Genomic DNA, 17,193 nt, shown 5'->3' with positions numbered 1-17,193 from the left:
GCTTACTCCTGCGGCCGGCCGGGTTCGAAATATTTGCCGGGGAATTCAATGCCCATATTGCGCAGGTCCTCGAGGAAACGCGGGCGAATGCCGGTCGCCTCGTAGTGACCGAGGATCTTGCCGTCGGCTTCCATGCCGGTGCGCACGAAGCGGAATATCTCCTGCATCTGGATGACGTCGCCTTCCATGCCGGTCACCTCGGCGACGCTGGTCACCTTGCGCTTGCCGTCCGACAGTCGCGTCAGCTGGACGATAAGGTCGAGCGCGCTGGCGATCTGGCTGCGGATCGACTGCACCGTCATCGGCATGCCGGTCATGCCCAGCATCTGCTCGAGGCGCGAAATGGCGTCGCGCGGCGTGTTGGCGTGGATGGTCGCCATCGAGCCTTCATGGCCGGTGTTCATCGCCTGCAGCATGTCGAAGGCCTCCTCGCCGCGGCACTCGCCGAGGATGACGCGGTCAGGGCGCATGCGCAGCGCGTTCTTGACCAGGTCGCGCTGCTTCAGCTCGCCATGACCTTCGATGTTGGCGGGGCGCGTTTCCATGCGCGCGACATGCGGCTGCTGCAGCTGCAGTTCGGCCGCGTCCTCGATGGTGATCAACCGTTCGTCTTCCGGAATGAAGGCTGACAATGCGTTGAGCATCGTCGTCTTGCCGGTGCCGGTGCCGCCCGAGATGATGGTCGTCTTGCGGGCGTGGACTGCCGCCGCCAGCACCTCGGCCATATTCTGGGTGATGGCGCCGAACTCGACCAGCTTGTGCAGGCCGAGCTTGTTCTTGGAAAACTTGCGGATCGATACCAGCGGCCCGTCGACGGCGACCGGGCGAATGGCGGCGTTGAAGCGCGAGCCGTCGAGCATGCGGGCATCGACCATCGGCTGCGATTCGTCGACCCGGCGGCCGACGGCGGCGACGATCTTGTTGACGATGCGCAACAGGTGCGCCTCGTCCTTGAACGGGATATGGACCTGCTGCAGCTTGCCCCGTTTTTCGACGAAGCAGTTCTGGTGGCCGTTGATCAGGATGTCATTGATGTCGGGGTCCTTGAGCAGCGGTTCCAGCGGGCCGAGGCCGACCATCTCATCGACGATGTCATCGACCAGCGCTTCAAGTTCGACGGTGTTGATCGCCATACGCTCCTGGCGGGTCTTTTCCGACACGAACTCCTGCACCTGCCGGCGCATCTCATCCTTGGGCAGGCGCTCCAGCGCGACCAGGTTGATTTCCTCGAGCAGCAGCCGGTGGATGCGCACGCGGGCATCGAGCACCTTGTTGGCGCTTTTTCCCGGTGTTGTCTCCGGCTTCGGCGGCAAGGCCTTGCGGTTCGTCGGGATGACCACGGCGTGATGCGCGACCGGCGCCGCCTCGGCCGGCTTCAGCGCGCGGACGTCACGGTTCTGCAGGGTCGAGAAGCGGCTGGTCATCCGGCTTTCCTCTTCAGGAGGCCCCTGCCGATGCCGAACAGCGAGCGCGATTTCTCCGGCGTCACCACGGCTTCTTCCGGCAGGATGATCCTCTTCAGATCGTTGACGACATTGGCGTTCGGGTCGATCTCATGCAGCGGCACGCCGCGGTCGACCGCTTCACGCACAAGCCGGTAATTGTTGGAGATGCCGCCGACGAAATGCTCGCCGAGGATTTCCTGGACATCCGCCTGCTTTATGCCGTTGTCGAACATCTTCTGCTCGAAACGGTTGACGATCACGTTCGGCTTCACTTCCTTGCCTGCCGTCTCGTAGACCGCCTGGATCAGCCGCTGCGTATGGCGCAGGCACGGCACCGTCATTTCGGCGACGATGTAAAGCTTGTTGGAGCCGAGCAGCACCGTTTCCGTCCACGGAAACCAGGTGCGCGGCATGTCGATGACGACGTTGTCGAAATAGGCCGAAACGAGATCGAGCATGCGCACCACGACATCGGTCTTGAACGAGCGCATTTCCGACGGATGCGTTGGCGCCGCCAGCACGCAGAGCCCGCTCGCATGCTTGGACAGCATCACATCCAGCAGCTGACGGTCGAGGCGCTCGGGCTGGTTCTCGATTTCGGTGATGTCGAAGCGCGGCTCGAGGTCGAGATATTCGGCGCAGGCGCCTTGCTGGAAATTGAGGTCGACCACGCAGGTCGACGCGCCGCGCGTCACCGAATGATGCAGCTGGAAGGCGGTCTGCAGCGCCAGCGTCGTGGTGCCGACGCCGCCGGCGGCCGGCATGAAGGTATAGATCTGCGACTCGGTGTTTTCCTCGCGCCCCGGCCCTTGCAGCGCGCGCACGACCGACCGCACCAGATCGGCGGTGGTGATCGGCTTGACCAGGAAATCGGCGACCTGGAGCTGCACCAGGATACGCACTGCGGCTGCGTTGAATTCCTGGGTGACGACGACCACCGGAACGCGGCCTTCAAGCCGGCGCATGATGCGCTGCAGCGACTCGATCTCTTCCAGCTTTGCCGCATCCATGTCGACGATGAGCGCGCCGAAATCGGCTTCCTGGACCTCGCCGCGCAGTTCGGTAATGTTCTTCTCGACGGTCGAAAGCTGGATCACCTCCGAGGCCGCGAACGCGGTGCGCGTATCCTGCGCAAAGGTCCGGTCGCTGGACACCAGCAGGATCTTCTTGGTCTTGATGCCGCTTGCCATTTTGTCAGCCTGTCAGGTCATTCCCGGTCAAATCACCGGGCAAATCAATCGGTTGTCGCTGTCGGTTGCACGGCCTTGGCAGCAGCAGCCTGGTCGGCGGCGTTGACTGCCGCCTCACTGCGCTGCGCCGGCACCAGCAGCCTGGTGTTCTGGACGCCGTATTTCCAGGGATCGACCATCTGCATGGCCGTATTGGCGGCCTGTGCGTTGCCGGCGGCAATCGTCGGTCCCTCGGAGCGGACATAGTCGTCGCTGGTGCAGCCGCCGGCGAGGCCGGCGATCAGCAGGGCGATGCATGATTCCACGCGCATGGCTTCAATCCTTCGGCAGGTCGAGGAAATGCCCGACGGTGGTGACCGCGGCCGGCTGTGCCGTACTGCCGCTGGCCATTGCCACTGCACGATTGGCTTCGGACGATTTCACTTCCTCGGTGTTGTTGAGGAAATAGTCGACATTGCTGGCCGGCTGCGTGCCGTCGGTCGGCTCGAGCAGCTTCTTCGACGGATCGACCGGCTTGACCAGATAGGGGGTGACGATGATCACCAGATCGGTCTCGCGCCGCTGATAGGATTTGGAGGAGAACAGCGAGCCGAGCACCGGCAGCTTGCCGAGGCCGGGGAGACGCGACGTGGTGATGTCGTTCTGTGACTGCAGCAGGCCGGCGATCATGAAGCTCTGGCCGTTCTTCAGGTCGACCGATGTTTTGGCGCGGCGCACGATAAAGCCCGGCACCGAGATATTGCCGATATTATAGGAGGCCGAAGCATCGATCGAGGACACTTCCGGCGCTATGTCGAGGCTCACCAGCCCGTCCTTGAGAACCGTCGGCGTGAAGTCGAGGCTGACGCCGTATTTCTTGTAGCTGACGGAAATCTTGCCATTGTCCTCGGAGACCGGGATCGGGAACTCGCCGCCGGCGAGGAAGCTTGCCGTCTGGCCCGAGCGGGCGATCAGGTTCGGCTCGGCCAGCCGCCTGGCAAGACCACGTTCCTCCAGCGCCTTGATGGCGACGTCGATCGACAGGCCGTTGGACAGCAGCCGGCCGATGATCTCGCCATTGCCGGCTCCCGGCACCGAGCCCGGCTCGATGGTGACGTCGCGCCCGCCAATGCCGTAAGCAAAATTGGCGCTGTATTTGGCGCCGAGATCCTGTCCGGCCTGGCGATTGATCTCGACGAAGCGGACGTTGAGCTGAACCTGCTGCGAGGACGAGATGTTGACCGAATTGATCACTTCTTCATTGCCGGAGAAGCGGCTGGCGATCTTGCTTGCCTTCTCGGCGGCGACCGCGTCATCGGCCTCGCCCGACAGCACGACGCGGCCATTGGCCGAGCCGACCTTGATCTTGGCGTCCGGCACGCTGGCGCGAATGGTGCTGGCCAGCTGGTCGGTGTCCAGCGTCACCTCGATGTCGACGGTGCCGACCAACTGCTTGTTCTCGTCGAACAGCGCGATGCCGGTGGTGCCGAGATTGTTGCCCAGCACATAGAAGGATTTGTCGGTCAGCGGATTGACGTTGGCGATCTCCGGATCGCCGATGACGATCTGGTAGAAGGCGGCATTGGTCATGACCGTCTTCGGCTTGCCCTTGGCTACCTTGATCGACGCATTCGTTGTCGACGAGACATGGACGATATCGTTGTCGGCCTTGGCTGGCGCACTGAGGCCGAGCATTGCGGCCGCGGCCAGGCAAGCCCCCACCGCAAGCGCCCGCATTGGGCGCAGCCCTTTCGTAGTTCGAAATGCATGAAGTCCCGACATCTGTCCCGTCCCTCGCCCGGTCCCCACCGGCAGTTATTGCTGGTCCCGCGCAGGAACCTGGTATTCTTCGACCTGCGTGCCGCGCGTCACGATGATCGTCTTGAATTTCGGCTTCTCAGGCTCCTTGGTCGCGGCAGTGAACAGCGCGCCGGCAGCGGCCTGGACGCCGGAGGCGACCGATCCGCCGAAGGACGAGATGGTGGTGACGCCGTCCTTGGCGGCCCCTCCGTCTGCGGCCGAGCGGAGCGACAGCGACAAGGTGCCGACGGTGCGGGCAAGCGCCACTTTCTGCGCGCCTTCGGTCGTCACCTCGATGGTGACGGAATTGGCGATCTGCGGTGTGGTCTGGCGCTCGTCGGCGCCCTGCCCCACGGTCAGCACCTTGGCGTCGGAGACGACGATCTCGGAGGTAACGGTCGATCCGGCAGCGCCCTGCGCGTTCTTGGCCACTTCCTGGATTTCGCCCGCATCGCGTGTCAGCACCACGTCGACCCGGTCGCCCGGCATGACGAAGCCGCCGACACCGGCGATCTCGTCGGTGCGGATTGTCACCGCCCGCATGCCGGGCGTCATCATGTTGGATAGCGTCGCGCGGCCGTTCGGCCCCGACAATTTGCTGATCAGCACCGGCTCGTTGATCTCGATCGGCGACAATACCACGCGGCTGCCTTCGGCGAGCAATGCATTGACTGTGGTGAACGCGCCCTGCGGCACCGAATCCTCGGACCATGGGATTTCGCTGAGCTGCGCCCGGTCAAGCTCCATGCCGTAACGCAACGGCGCGTTGGCCACCACGATGGTCTTGAAGACGATCTTGGGGACGGCGGGCGCCGGGATCGACGCCGTTTTCTCTTCGGCATCGGCCTTGGCCTGGCTTTTCACCCAGAAATCCGCGGCAAAGATTGAAATCGCGCCGAAGACGGCAGCGATGCCAATCATCGTTATGGCCTTGCCCCTCACAACCAACCCCTGACATTCGTGGTCTTTTGTTTTGTTGAGGCGACGCTAGGCCGCTTTGTTAAAGATTCAGGAATCGCGCCCGCTCCGCACGGACCTATTTCCGCCAGCTTGGTTATCGAAAGGTTTTAGGATAAGAAGGGTTTAATCCCCGAACGTAACAGGAACTTCCGTCGCTTGGCGCCGAAAAGCGTGGCAGTATCGACGGGTGATTCGCGGCACCGGATTCTATGGCAGGCATGGACGACAACAACGATCTTTTCGGCAATCTGGAAAAGCAGCCCCAACCGGCTCGGACACCGGAGCGCCCGGCCGACCCGCTGGTGCAGGCCACGAAGCGTCCTGCCGCGACCAAGGACGGCAGCGAGGGCTATAGCGCCGCCGACATCGAGGTGCTGGAGGGGCTGGAGCCGGTGCGGCGCCGTCCCGGCATGTATATTGGCGGCACCGACGACAAGGCGATGCACCATCTGTTTGCCGAGGTCATCGATAATTCGATGGACGAGGCGGTCGCCGGCCATGCCACCTTCATCGATGTCGAGCTGTCGGCCGACGGGTTTCTGACCGTTACCGACAATGGCCGCGGCATTCCGGTCGATCCGCATCCGAAATTCAAGAAGCCGGCGCTCGAAGTCATCATGACGACGCTGCATTCGGGCGGCAAGTTCGATAGCAAGGTCTATGAGACCTCCGGCGGTCTGCACGGTGTCGGCGTCTCGGTCGTAAATGCGCTGTCGGACCATCTCGAAGTCGAAGTCGCGCGCGGTCGCCAGCTTTACCGCCAAAGGTTCTCGCGCGGCGTTCCGGTGAGCGGGCTGGAGCAGCTCGGCGAAGTGCACAACCGGCGCGGCACCAAAATCCGCTTCCATCCCGACGAGCAGATTTTCGGCAAGGGCGCCGCCTTCGAGCCGGCGCGGCTCTATCGCATGACCCGCTCGAAAGCCTATCTGTTCGGCGGCGTCGAGATCCGCTGGAGCTGCGACCCATCGCTGATCAAGGAAAAGGACCAGACGCCCGCCAAGGCGGAGTTCCATTTCCCCGGCGGCTTGAAGGACTATCTCAAGGCATCGCTTGGCGACGACTTCCAGGTGACCCGCGAGATCTTCGCCGGCAAGAGCGAAAAACAGGGCGGCCACGGCTCGCTGGAATGGGCGGTGACCTGGTTCGGCGGTGACGGCTTCGTCAACTCCTACTGCAACACCATCCCGACCGGCGAAGGCGGCACGCATGAGGCCGGCTTTCGCAATGTGCTGACGCGCGGGCTTCGGGCCTATGCCGACCTGGTCGGCAACAAGCGCGCCTCGATCGTCACCTCCGAAGACGTGATGATCTCGGCGGCAGGCATGCTGTCGGTGTTTATTCGCGAGCCGGAATTCGTCGGCCAGACCAAGGACAGGCTGGCAACGATCGAAGCCATTCGCATTGTCGAGACCGCCATCCGCGATCCCTTCGACCACTGGCTGGCCGACAATCCGCAGGAAGCCTCCAAGCTGCTGGAATGGGTAATTGCGCGCGCCGACGAGCGGGTGCGCCGGCGCCAGGAAAAGGAAGTGTCGCGCAAGAGCGCGGTGCGCAAGCTGCGCCTTCCCGGCAAGCTCGCCGACTGCACGCAGAATGCCGCCGCGGGCGCCGAACTGTTCATCGTCGAAGGCGACTCGGCCGGCGGCTCGGCCAAGCAGGCGCGCGACCGCGCCAGCCAGGCGGTGCTGCCGCTGCGCGGAAAAATCCTCAACGTCGCCAGCGCCGGCAACGACAAGCTAGCCGCCAACCAGCAGATTTCGGACCTGATTCAGGCGCTCGGCTGCGGCACGCGCTCGAAATACCGCGACGAGGATTTGCGCTACGACCGCGTGATCATCATGACCGACGCCGACGTCGACGGCGCTCACATAGCCTCGCTGCTGATCACCTTCTTCTACCAGGAAATGCCGAACCTGGTGAATGGCGGCCATCTCTATCTGGCGGTGCCGCCGCTCTATTCGATCCGGCAAGGCGGCAAGGTTGCCTATGCCAGGGACGATGCGCACAAGGACGAGCTGTTGCGCACCGAATTCACCGGCCGCGCCAAGGTCGAGATCGGCCGCTTCAAGGGCCTGGGCGAGATGATGGCCGCGCAGCTCAAGGAAACCACCATGGACCCGAGGAAGCGCACGCTGCTCAGGGTCGATGTTATCGACGCCGTGGCGGCGACCAAGGATGCTGTCGACGCGCTGATGGGCACCAAGCCGGAAGCCCGCTTCCGCTTCATCCAGGAACGCGCCGAATTCGCCGCGACGGAAGTGCTGGATATCTGAGCGCCGGCCAACTCTTCGTTTTGACGCAGTTCCGGGCGGAAAACCGTTTCACACTTTTCCTGGAACTGCTCTAGCCTGCGCTTCCGATACGGAGACCAGCTTGTGATCTGGGCGCGGCTGAAGAGCTACTTCGAAACTAGTTTGGCGGGCCTGACGCAGCCGACGCGCTCGGATTGGATTTTCGCCCTGCGCACGGTTTCGGCCGGTCTGATCGCGCTTCTCGCTGCTTACGCGCTAAAACTCGACCACCCGCAATGGGCGATGATGACGGTCTTCATCGTCGCCCAGCCGGTCGCCGGCATGGTGCTGGCGAAAGGTTTTTACCGGCTGCTCGGCACGCTGGCCGGTGGACTTGCGGCGATCGGCATCACCTCGGTTTTCGGCACCAATCCCTGGCTGCTGGTCACGGCGCTGTCCGTCTGGATTGGGCTGTGCACGCTGGTTTCGTCGCTGCTGCGCAATCCGGAAGCCTATGGCGCCGCACTTGCCGGCTATACCGCGATGATCATTGGGCTGCCGGCTTTCGGCCAGCCGCATGTGATCGTCGATCTCGCTGTCGCGCGCTGCGCCGAGATCGTGCTCGGCATCGTCTGCGCCGGCCTGACCAGCCGGCTGATCCTGCCCAAGCTGGCCGCTGACGCCATCATCTCCAGGCTGAAGCGCAGCATCCTCGACCTTGCAACCTATGCGGGCGGCGCTTTTTCCGGCGGCGACCCGGCGAGACTGGCCGGCCTGCACGGCAAGCTGATCACGGACGCCCAGATGCTGGCCGAGATGCGCACCTATGCCCGGCTCGAAGCCCCGAGCTTCGCCACCCGCGCCCATCCGGTCCGCCTCACCATCGGTCAGCTTCTGTCGGCGCTGTCGGCGGCACGCGCGCTGCATTCTCACGCCGCGCCGAAAAACGCAGCGCTCATTCCGGTGCGCTCGGAACTGCAGTCGCTGGTCAGCGAACTGGCAGCCACGCCCGAGGCGCTGGAGGACACGTCGCCCTGGGTGACGCGGCTCGACGCGATTGCCGGCAAGGCCCGGCAAATGCCCGACGCCTCGACCGATCAGGGCGACGACAGGGTCGGCACCATCACGCGCCTCACCATCGCCGCCGATTTCGCCGAAGCCTTCAAGCAGGTGCTGCGCGGCCTCGACGGCCTGCGCGCACCGGTGACGCGCCCGAGCCGGAGCAACATGCAGCTGCCTGCGCTGGTGGTGCATCGCGATTATCCCGGGGCTTCGCGCAATGCCATACGCGCCGCCCTTGCCACGCTGGCGGTCGCCGCCTTCTGGCTGACGACGAAATGGTCCGACGCGGCCGCCACCGTTATCCTCGTTGCGGTCGTCTCCAGTCTTTTCGCCGCGCGGCCTGACCCGGTGCGGGTGTCCTGGGGCTTCTTCAAGGGTACGCTGCTGGCTTTGCCCTTTGCCTTCCTTGTTGGCCAGGTCGCGCTGCCTGCTTTGCCCGGCTTCGGCTGGTTCACGCTGTTTGTCGTGCCGATCCTGGTACCGACGGCGCTGGGCATGGCCAATCCGCGCACCGTCGGCGTGGCGACGGCCTTTGCAATCAATTTCCTCGCCTTCCTCAGCCCGCATCAGGCGATGACCTATGCCCCAGGCCCGTTCTTCGCCGGCTCGGCGTCGGTGCTGGTCGGCATCCTGCTGGCTATCTGCGTCTTCATCGTGGTGCTGCCGGTGGATCCATGGCGCGCGGCCAACCGCATCGTGCGCGCCATGCGCGAGGATCTGGCGCGGCTGTGCCTGCATGAGCGGGTGCCGCGGCGTTCGGCCTTCGAGAGTCTGGCCTATGACCGCATCAACCAGCTGATGCCGCTCTTGCAAAATGCCGGCAGGAAAGGCGATGCGATCCTGGGCGGCGGGGTCGCCGCCGTTACCGTCGGCCTCGAAATCCTGCGCCTGCGCGCCGCGCAGCAGAGGCCGTCCACTCCTACTGACACCGCGCTCTCGATCGCCAATTTCCTGCGCGGCCTCGCGCGTGAACTGCTCTTTCGCGCAACCGGCGATCCACAGACAGCAACTGTCACTGTGGCCCGGCAATATGCAGCCAGCCTTTCAGAGCGCAGCGGCGGTGCGGATATGCTGCAGATCGCAGCCTCGCTGCGCATCATCGCCGCCGCGATCGAGGATTTCCCGGATTTCTTCGCCAAGGACCGAGTTTAGGGCGTCAGGCCGCGGCTATCGCCAGCGCATGCCCGCGCGCGTTTTCCCGCAGCGCGTCGAGGTGGATCGACTTGACCAGGCCGGCGAGATCGCCCTCGGTGGCCGGACCGCCAAGCTCCTTCAGCATCAGCCAGCTGACCTCCTGCACGCCGGCGAGGCGCTTGCCGTTGGCGACCTCGCGCCAGATTTTGAGCGCGCGCAGGATGATGCCATGGGTGGAAGCGGCAAGGCCGGCGCTGCGGAAGAGCGCCTGCAACGCAACGTCCTGGCCGCCTGCGAGCAAGGCCCGCACCCGCTGCTCCGACTGCTGGCTGAGCGCAACCAGGGCCGAGCCGAAAAAGTCGACCTTGCCGTGGGCAATGGCACGGATGATGAAACTTGCGGTCAGGTCGCCGCGCAGGCGCAGATGTTCGATAAGTGCCGCATGTTCCTCAGTGCGCGTGCCTTCGACCAGCCGCACCGAAGCCTTGACGCAAGCATCGCGCGTGACCCGCTCGGCTCTGGCCGCCCCCATCAGCGCCATCACCAGCGGCGAAGCCTTCAGCGTTTCGCCGAGCTTGACCAGCAGCATGTGCCGGCAGTCGGCCGGCAGCCGCACATCCCTGACCATTGCCTCGCGCAAATGAGCGATATGGCCATGCCGCTCGGCCATGCGGCGGAAGCTGAGCGACGCGATATCGGCGCCGTCATTGGCGAGCAGCGCCGCACACGCTTCCGGTTCGCCGATCTCGGCGATCGCCGCGGCAACCGCCATCGAAACGACCGGCCGGTCGGCGATCAGTTTTTGCGTCGCCTTGTGCCCGGCCGCGACGCGGTCGATCAGGTCGGCGTCCGTCAGCAGCGGGGAGCGCGCCAGCACCAGGGCTGCCACTTCCGGCTGATCGGAGGCAAGCGCGCTGATGATCTGCAGCGGCGCGTGATGGCTCATCGACAGCGCTTCGGCCATAGCCAGCCGCACCTTCGACGAGGCGTCGTCGAGCAGCAGCGTCAGCGCCGCTTCGGCCGCGCAACGGTCTTCGAAAGGCAGGTCGGAATTGACGTAGGCGCGGGCCAGCGCGCTCGCCGCCGCGGCGCGCTCCGAAACTCTCGCGGTGTAGATCCATTTGAGAAAATGCGAGACAACCATACTGCCTGCTACGCCCCTTGCCGGAAAGCTTCCGGCCCCAGGAATGACCCTAGGCAGAAATGGTTTACGAACCGTTCACCATGTTTGTTAATGCATGTCGCTCGAAAGTGGCCCCGGTTTCGAGGCAACGACATGCATCAAAACAAAGACTTAAAACTTGCGGGTGGCATGGGCAGCGCCTATCAACCGTCAGGCAGCGGAGGAGAAAAACGATGCCCGGGCTTTATCTCGAAGAGTTCGTCGTCGGACATGTCATTCGGCACACGCTGCGCAAGACCGTCACCGAAAGCGATAACATGCTGTTCTCGGTGATGACGCTGAACCCGCAGCCGCTGCACATCGACTTCGACTTCGCCGCCAAGAGCGAATGGGGCAGACCGCTGGTCAATTCGCTGTTCACGCTCGGCCTGATGATCGGCATTTCCGTCAATGACATCACCGTCGGCACCACAATTGCCAATCTCGGCATGAGGGAGACGGTGTTTCCGCACCCGGTCTTCCATGGCGACACCATCCGTGTCGAAACGACTGTGATCTCGGTCAGGGAATCGAAATCCAAGCCGGACCGCGGCATCGTCGAGTTCGAGCATCGCGCCTACAATCAGAACGATGTGCTCGTCGCCAAATGCACGCGCCAGGCGATGATGATGAAAAAGGCGGCCTGATGCGCTCGCTGCTGTTTGTGCCCGGCGATTCCGAAAAGAAGCTGGACAAAGGCTTTGGCGCCGGCGCCGACGTGGTCATCGTCGACCTTGAGGATTCCGTGGCGCCACAAAACAAGGCGTCGGCACGCGACATCGCGGCACGCTTTATCGGCGGCAACCGGCAGCAGACAAGCTCCGCCATCTATATCCGCGTCAACGATCTCTCGACCGGATTGACCGACGACGATCTGGCCGCCCTGGTTCCGGTCAAACCCGACGGCATCATGCTGCCGAAGTCGAACAGCGGCCAGGATGTCCAGCAGCTATCCGTAACGCTCCGCGTACATGAGGCCGAAAACGGATTGCCGGATGGCGCGATCAAGATCCTGCCGATCATTACCGAGACCGCTGCTGGGTTGCTGGCCGCCGCGACCTATGCCGGGGCAAGCGCCAGGCTTGCCGGCCTCACCTGGGGTGCCGAAGATCTGTCGGCGGCGATCGGCGCGCAGGCTGCGCGCGACGACAACGGCCGCTACACCGATGTCTTCCGGCTTGCCCGCACCATGACCATCCTCGCTGCCGGCGCGGCCGAAGTCCCGGCGATCGACACGGTTTTCCCCGCCTTTCGCGACATGGCCGCCTTCGAAGCCGAATGCGCCGAGGCCGAGCGCGACGGCTTTACCGGCAAGATGGCGATCCATCCGGCGCAAGTGCCGGTCATCAACGCCGCCTTCACGCCATCGGCCGAGGCGGTGGAGCGCTCGCAGGCGATCGTCTCTGCCTTCGAGGCGGCAGGAAATCCTGGTGTGGTCGGCATTGACGGCAAGATGTACGACCGGCCGCATCTGCGGCTGGCCGAACGGATTCTGGCCCGGGCCAAGGCGGCCGGGGTTTAGTCCCGCGCCAGCACGATGACCCGGTCCTCCGGCAGGTAGGCCAGCGCTTCCGACTTCAACGGGTTGACGGTGACGCCGCCCAGCGCCCGCTCATCGGCTTCAGCAGTGCGGACGCGCCGGTATCCGATGGCGATCTCGCCACGCAACCGCGCCGATTCCGCGATCGTCCAGAACGTCACCGGCTGGTCGATGGCGACATAGTCGCCGACCGGGCGCATGTAGATTTCGGAGCCCTCTTCGTCGAGCAGATCATCGAAGATCGCGGCGAGATACTGGTTCTCCGACGCCTGCGCCAGCATCAGGCTGACCAGCCGGTTGCTGACGACGAAATCATCGGCCTTGGTCACCGCTGCCAGCTCGCGGTTGCGCACATCGATCATCTCGCTGACGATGCTGATATGCGTGCCGGCATCATCTGAAATCTTGCGCAGATGCAGCAGCGTCACCAGCGTGCGCGTATCGGCGGGCTGCGCCGCCATGGTCTCGCTGTAGCCCAGCACGAGCACGTGGTCGTAGGAAGGCACGTCCAGGCTGGCAAGCTCGGTGCTGCTCGACGTGTCGGTGATGCGGCAGGACACCGACAGATTGTCGCCCACGACCGGCAGTCCGGCAACTTCCTGCTCGAGGCCGGGTGTGTCGGCGGCGATGGTCAGGATCGAGCCGGGCGCGACATAGCGCGACAGTTCATAGGTGATGATCGGACCGCGGCGGTTCCAGCCGAGGATCAGCGTGCGCTCGGGCTTCGCCTCGACAGGCTGATGGCGAAGGATCGCCGCGGTATCGATCTTGGCCGCCGCGCCTCCCAGCTTGATGGCGGCATCGTCCTCGGCAATGATGATGGCGCGCATGTCCTTGCCGATCACCAGCTCCGACGACGGGTTGAGATTGACCCGCCCCTTTTGGTCGCAAAGCCCGATCAGCGCGCAATGCTCATACGCCATCACCGCCTCGCCGAAGGTCTTGCCGACCAGATCCGGTTGTTCGGTCGTGTAGATTTCGCAGCCGTCGAAATCGAGCAGCTCCGAATAGACGCCGCTGAGACCCGACTGCCGGCTCGAATGCACGACGATGCGCGAGATCAGCTGATCGGCCAGCACGAGCTGCACCTCGGCCCCGCCGACGACGCGGGCGACCTCGGCGTTCTTGCCGTCGCGGATTTCGGCGGCGATGTTGTAGGGCGCGGTGCGCCGGTTCGGGTCGTTGGCCAGCGCCAGCACCGTCTTGATCACCTGCGAATCCGGATCGTCGCCGTCCGGCGACAGCACGATGATCGAGCGCGAAGTCTGCGGGTTGACGATGGCGAGGTCATAGAGGTCGGTCGGGTCGCCGCTGCGGCAGATGATGCGCGTGTTGCCCAGCCTGTCGACCTTGGCCGCGATCTCGTCCTCCATCGCGACCTTGTCCATATTGGCCATGACCACAATGCGCGGATGGCGGCGGCTGGCATTGGCAATGACGAGTTCGGAGATGACGTCGAAGATCGACGGCGACCAGTTGAGGATAATGGTGTGGTCGCTCTCCAGCACCCGCGAACGGCCCTTGCGCAATTCATCGAGCTTGCTGTCGACGCCGGCGCTGAGCACGCCGATGAGCGCCGACACGACGAAGATGCCGGCAAGCGTGACAAAGAGCATGACGAGGCGGAAGGCCCAGCCGGTGTCGCCGCCCATCGTGCCGGAATCGAGCGTACGCATCAGCGATTCCCAGAGCGCTTCGAAGAAGTTCAGCGGTTCGCCGCCCTCCGGCGCGATGCGGGTCACCGCAAGGAAAGCCGCGGCGGCGATGATGATCAGCAGCGAAGCGAGGGCGAGCCAGCCGATCAGCGCGATCGGGCCGGCGGCCATGCTCTTGTCAAACCCGTAGCGCAGCCGGGTTCCCAGCGAGTCTCGTTTCTTCATGTCGCCGGCGACCCCCAATATCCTATGATCGATACGCCAACCCCACGCATCGCCAAGCCGCCGTCTTAGCCTGTGTTTAAATAAAGGGGAATCGCTTTCGGGTGTCAGCCGTTCCACGGCCCAGTATAATCGGCATAGAGCTTTGCCGGATCGGGCCGCGGCCGTTCCGGCGCCGGGCCCTGGTAGGAGCCGACATGGATGAAGCCGACGACGCGCTCCTGCGGCGCCAGCCCCAGGATCGCCCTGCCCTCCGCGACGTCGGAATACCAGTTGCTGATCATGTTGGTGCCATAGCCCAGCGCGTTGGCCGCGATCATCAGGTTCAGCGCCGCCATGCCGCCGGACAGGAACATTTCCCATTGCGGGATTTTTGGATTGTCCTTCGGAACCGACACCACGCCGATCACCAGCGGCGCGCGGGAAAACCGCGCAAGCTCCTGGTTGCGGCGGTTTTCCGGCAGCGGCCCTTCGCGCTGTTCGGCGAGCGCCGCCAGCTTCCTGCCGATCTCGAATCGCGCCTCGCCGCGATAAAGGATGAAGCGCCACGGCTCCAGTCGGCCGTGATCGGGCACACGGCTTGCAGCCGCGATCATGGTCGCGATATCGGCATCGCTGGGCGCCGGTTCCTTCAATTCAGGAATAGGTGCGGAGTTTCGGGTCAGCAGGAAGTCGATGATCGGCGACGCCATGGGGGCCAGGTCTCCTAAAGCACTCGATTTTGAGCTGAAGCGCGCCATTGCGGATCGGGGCGGCTCGGGCATTGGCGCGGGCGCGCCGGACGAAAGAACCTGTTGCCAAGGCGGTCGGACTCTTAAGCCTTGAAATTGCCACCGCCTTGGGCTTCAACGCAAGGCATGTTTGAGGGGACATCGCGCCTTTTCCTGATTTGGCTCGCCGTAGCGCTGTTTGCGCCGGCCTCGATGGCCATGGCGCAGAATGCCGACGGCATCGGCAATCTGAAACTCCCCGATATTTCGAGCTATGCACCGCCCAAGGGCGAGACGCCGCTGGCACTCGGTGGCGGCGGTGCCATAACGCTGTCGGCGCAGTTGACCGACAAGGGCGCCGACATCACGCGCGGCATCGTCTGGCGCGTCTTCAAGCCCGAGGCCGCGAGCGACGGCAAGCTGCCGATGGTGGCTTCCGCGCATGGCGGCAGCGCCGTGTTCCAGCTCGAACCCGGCAGCTATCTGGTCCACGCCTCATACGGACGCGCCGGCGCCACCAAGCGCATCACCGTCGGCAAGGACGCCAAGCGTGAAAGCCTGGTGCTCGATGCCGGCGGCCTCAAGCTCGACGCGGTGCTGTCGGGCGGCGTGCGCATTCCGCCGAAAAAGCTGCGCTTTTCCATCTATGAGGGCACCGCCGAGGCCAATGGCGACCGCGCTCTGATCATCCCCGATGTCGAGCCGAACAGCGTCGTGCGGCTCAACGCCGGCGTTTATCATGTCGTCTCCACCTATGGCGCGGTCAATGCCGTTATTCGCTCTGACATCCGTGTCGAAGCCGGCAAGCTGACCGAAGCCACCGTCGAGCATCGCGCGGCGGAGGAGACCATGAAGCTGGTGCGCGAGACCGGCGGCGAAGCGATCGCCGATACATCCTGGTCGCTACTCAACGAATCCGGCGACCCGATCAAGGAAGCCGTCGGCGCCTTCGCCTCGATGGTGCTGGCCGAAGGTCAGTACACCATCATCGCCAAGAACCGCGACCGCATCTACCAGAAGGATTTCACCGTCGTCGCCGGCCAGAACCAGGAGATCGAGGTTCTGGCCACCGAAGCCTCGGCGATCGATCCCGAGGAAGGCGCCGACTAACCGGCGCGTTTGCCGCTCTATTGAAGTGGTACCCGTTTCGTCAGGCTGCCTTGCGCATACGGCGCGGCAGGAAGTGGACGCGGCTGCGCGGTGCGTCGGGCGCCAGATCGAAGACGCCGCGATGAAGGCGATCAAGCAAGGTCTTGCGGTCGCGCAGCGGCTCCAGCTCATCCCAGCGCAGTACGTTGCCGACGCGAACGTCGATCGCTTTGCCGGACAGCCGCGCGAATTCGCGGATGAGCATTGAAAGGCGCAACGTCAGCGACGCCTTGCCGACTAATTTCGCCAGCCTTCCTTCGCGCTCCCCCATGTTCATCGGGCCGCTGACCAGATGGAACAGCCGGCCGTTCTGCCCGGAAAAATGCATCGGCACCACCGACGCCTTGGCGTCCTGCACGAGGCGCGCCGGAAACATCTTCCACGGCAGGTCTCGCGCCCGGCCAAAGCCTCTCGGCGCGGTGGCGACGCCGCCGGCCGGAAATACCACGATGGTGACGCCCTCTTTCAACAGCCGCACTGCCTCGTGGCGCACCGCCATGTTGTTCTTCACCGCGTCCTTGGTCTCGGAAAAGTCGATCGGCAGCGAGTACGGTTCCATTTCGCGGACCTTCAGCAGATCCTTGTGGATCATGACGCGGAACGGACGCCCGAGCTGCTCGACCAGCGACAGCACGGCAATGCCGTCGCCAATGCCGAACGGGTGGTTGGCGACGATCACCAGCGGCGTGTCCGGCAGCCCCGCCGGCGGCCACCGATCGGTGCTGCGCACCTTGACGTCGATCAGCTCCAGCATGCGGCTGAACACCCGCTCGCCCGTCGGCGCCACCTGGCGGCGCCAGAAATCGTAGAGCGCGGCATACCGGTCGCGCCCCGAGAGGCCTTCAATGGAATGGATGAACCAGCGCGTCAGCGCCGGTTGGCTCGCATTGGCGTAGGAGAGTTCGGGAAACGGTCTTTCCCGTATCTTCAGCTTGAGCATGGGGGCTCGTTACA

At 64.2% G+C, this 17,193-nt stretch carries 14 protein-coding genes; 5 read left to right on the top strand and 9 right to left on the bottom strand.

Annotated elements, in window-relative coordinates; translation table 11 throughout:
- Positions 1-2 precede the first annotated feature (2 nt).
- The 5 genes from NKI64_RS23595 to cpaB form a co-directional block, all read right to left on the bottom strand.
- Positions 3-1,424 carry a TadA family conjugal transfer-associated ATPase gene (locus NKI64_RS23595; protein ID WP_023667600.1) on the bottom strand — a complete coding sequence of 474 codons (1,422 nt, stop codon included), beginning with the start codon at positions 1,422-1,424 and terminating at the stop codon, positions 3-5.
- On the bottom strand, positions 1,421-2,635 hold the full coding sequence (locus tag NKI64_RS23590; RefSeq protein ID WP_023667601.1) for a CpaE/TadZ family protein: 1,215 nt from the start codon (positions 2,633-2,635) through the stop codon (positions 1,421-1,423). The genes NKI64_RS23595 and NKI64_RS23590 overlap by 4 nt, the downstream gene beginning before the upstream one ends.
- Before the next feature lie 44 nt (positions 2,636-2,679).
- Positions 2,680-2,946 carry a hypothetical protein gene (locus tag NKI64_RS23585; RefSeq protein WP_023667602.1) on the bottom strand — a complete coding sequence of 89 codons (267 nt, stop codon included), beginning with the start codon at positions 2,944-2,946 and terminating at the stop codon, positions 2,680-2,682.
- Between the two features lie 4 nt (positions 2,947-2,950).
- Complete coding sequence (locus NKI64_RS23580) at positions 2,951-4,351, bottom strand: type II and III secretion system protein family protein (protein WP_031244501.1); 1,401 nt, start codon at positions 4,349-4,351, stop codon at positions 2,951-2,953.
- Between the two features lie 78 nt (positions 4,352-4,429).
- On the bottom strand, positions 4,430-5,335 hold the full coding sequence (gene cpaB / locus NKI64_RS23575) for a Flp pilus assembly protein CpaB (RefSeq protein ID WP_023667604.1): 906 nt from the start codon (positions 5,333-5,335) through the stop codon (positions 4,430-4,432).
- A gap of 257 nt (positions 5,336-5,592) precedes the next feature.
- Here cpaB and parE point away from each other — a divergent pair, with 257 nt between their 5' ends.
- Positions 5,593-7,647: a DNA topoisomerase IV subunit B gene (parE, locus tag NKI64_RS23570; RefSeq protein WP_023744803.1), complete on the top strand. Its 2,055-nt coding sequence runs from the start codon at positions 5,593-5,595 to the stop codon at positions 7,645-7,647.
- Between the two features lie 102 nt (positions 7,648-7,749).
- Complete coding sequence (locus NKI64_RS23565; RefSeq protein ID WP_352670384.1) at positions 7,750-9,819, top strand: FUSC family protein; 2,070 nt, start codon at positions 7,750-7,752, stop codon at positions 9,817-9,819.
- 4 nt (positions 9,820-9,823) lie between these two features.
- On the opposite strand, the gene NKI64_RS23560 is transcribed toward NKI64_RS23565, so the two are convergent.
- Positions 9,824-10,945, bottom strand: coding sequence for a DUF2336 domain-containing protein (locus tag NKI64_RS23560; protein WP_352653730.1), 1,122 nt, complete (start codon positions 10,943-10,945; stop codon positions 9,824-9,826).
- A 59-nt stretch (positions 10,946-11,004) separates the two neighbouring features.
- Here NKI64_RS23560 and NKI64_RS23555 point away from each other — a divergent pair, with 59 nt between their 5' ends.
- Both NKI64_RS23555 and NKI64_RS23550 read left to right on the top strand, forming a co-directional pair.
- A complete protein-coding gene (locus tag NKI64_RS23555) occupies positions 11,005-11,610 on the top strand; it encodes a MaoC family dehydratase (RefSeq protein WP_502901397.1) in 606 nt (201 codons plus the stop codon).
- Positions 11,610-12,485 (top strand): HpcH/HpaI aldolase/citrate lyase family protein, encoded by an 876-nt coding sequence (locus NKI64_RS23550; protein WP_352670379.1) that lies wholly within the window; start codon positions 11,610-11,612, stop codon positions 12,483-12,485. The genes NKI64_RS23555 and NKI64_RS23550 overlap by 1 nt, the downstream gene beginning before the upstream one ends.
- On the opposite strand, the gene NKI64_RS23545 is transcribed toward NKI64_RS23550, so the two are convergent.
- Both NKI64_RS23545 and NKI64_RS23540 read right to left on the bottom strand, forming a co-directional pair.
- Positions 12,482-14,383, bottom strand: a complete 1,902-nt coding sequence (locus NKI64_RS23545) for a CASTOR/POLLUX-related putative ion channel (protein ID WP_352670377.1) — start codon at positions 14,381-14,383, stop codon at positions 12,482-12,484. The two genes, NKI64_RS23550 and NKI64_RS23545, sit on opposite strands and share 4 nt — an antisense overlap.
- A 104-nt stretch (positions 14,384-14,487) precedes the next feature.
- Positions 14,488-15,072: a nitroreductase family protein gene (locus NKI64_RS23540; protein WP_023667611.1), complete on the bottom strand. Its 585-nt coding sequence runs from the start codon at positions 15,070-15,072 to the stop codon at positions 14,488-14,490.
- 165 nt (positions 15,073-15,237) lie between these two features.
- Here NKI64_RS23540 and NKI64_RS23535 point away from each other — a divergent pair, with 165 nt between their 5' ends.
- Positions 15,238-16,200 (top strand): RgsD C-terminal domain-containing protein, encoded by a 963-nt coding sequence (locus tag NKI64_RS23535; protein ID WP_352444089.1) that lies wholly within the window; start codon positions 15,238-15,240, stop codon positions 16,198-16,200.
- 40 nt (positions 16,201-16,240) lie between these two features.
- Here NKI64_RS23535 and NKI64_RS23530 read toward each other — a convergent pair whose 3' ends face one another.
- Positions 16,241-17,179 carry a lysophospholipid acyltransferase family protein gene (locus tag NKI64_RS23530; protein ID WP_352444090.1) on the bottom strand — a complete coding sequence of 313 codons (939 nt, stop codon included), beginning with the start codon at positions 17,177-17,179 and terminating at the stop codon, positions 16,241-16,243.
- Between the last annotated feature and the right edge of the window lie 14 nt (positions 17,180-17,193).

The organism is Mesorhizobium sp. M0478, assembly GCF_040321305.1.
GTDB lineage: Bacteria > Pseudomonadota > Alphaproteobacteria > Rhizobiales > Rhizobiaceae > Mesorhizobium.
This window is presented reverse-complemented; position numbering and strand designations above follow the sequence as displayed.

Coding starts and splice junctions, on each gene's coding strand:
- NKI64_RS23550 (WP_352670379.1), top strand. CDS start 11,610: ATGCGCTCGCTGCTGTTTGTGCCCGGCGATTCCGAAAAGAAGCTGGAC.
- NKI64_RS23535 (WP_352444089.1), top strand. CDS start 15,238: ATGTTTGAGGGGACATCGCGCCTTTTCCTGATTTGGCTCGCCGTAGCG.
- NKI64_RS23540 (WP_023667611.1), bottom strand. CDS start 15,072: ATGGCGTCGCCGATCATCGACTTCCTGCTGACCCGAAACTCCGCACCT.
- NKI64_RS23555 (WP_502901397.1), top strand. CDS start 11,005: ATGGTTTACGAACCGTTCACCATGTTTGTTAATGCATGTCGCTCGAAA.
- parE (WP_023744803.1), top strand. CDS start 5,593: ATGGACGACAACAACGATCTTTTCGGCAATCTGGAAAAGCAGCCCCAA.
- NKI64_RS23560 (WP_352653730.1), bottom strand. CDS start 10,945: ATGGTTGTCTCGCATTTTCTCAAATGGATCTACACCGCGAGAGTTTCG.
- NKI64_RS23590 (WP_023667601.1), bottom strand. CDS start 2,635: ATGGCAAGCGGCATCAAGACCAAGAAGATCCTGCTGGTGTCCAGCGAC.
- NKI64_RS23580 (WP_031244501.1), bottom strand. CDS start 4,351: ATGCGGGCGCTTGCGGTGGGGGCTTGCCTGGCCGCGGCCGCAATGCTC.
- cpaB (WP_023667604.1), bottom strand. CDS start 5,335: ATGATTGGCATCGCTGCCGTCTTCGGCGCGATTTCAATCTTTGCCGCG.
- NKI64_RS23530 (WP_352444090.1), bottom strand. CDS start 17,179: ATGCTCAAGCTGAAGATACGGGAAAGACCGTTTCCCGAACTCTCCTAC.
- NKI64_RS23545 (WP_352670377.1), bottom strand. CDS start 14,383: ATGAAGAAACGAGACTCGCTGGGAACCCGGCTGCGCTACGGGTTTGAC.
- NKI64_RS23585 (WP_023667602.1), bottom strand. CDS start 2,946: ATGCGCGTGGAATCATGCATCGCCCTGCTGATCGCCGGCCTCGCCGGC.
- NKI64_RS23595 (WP_023667600.1), bottom strand. CDS start 1,424: ATGACCAGCCGCTTCTCGACCCTGCAGAACCGTGACGTCCGCGCGCTG.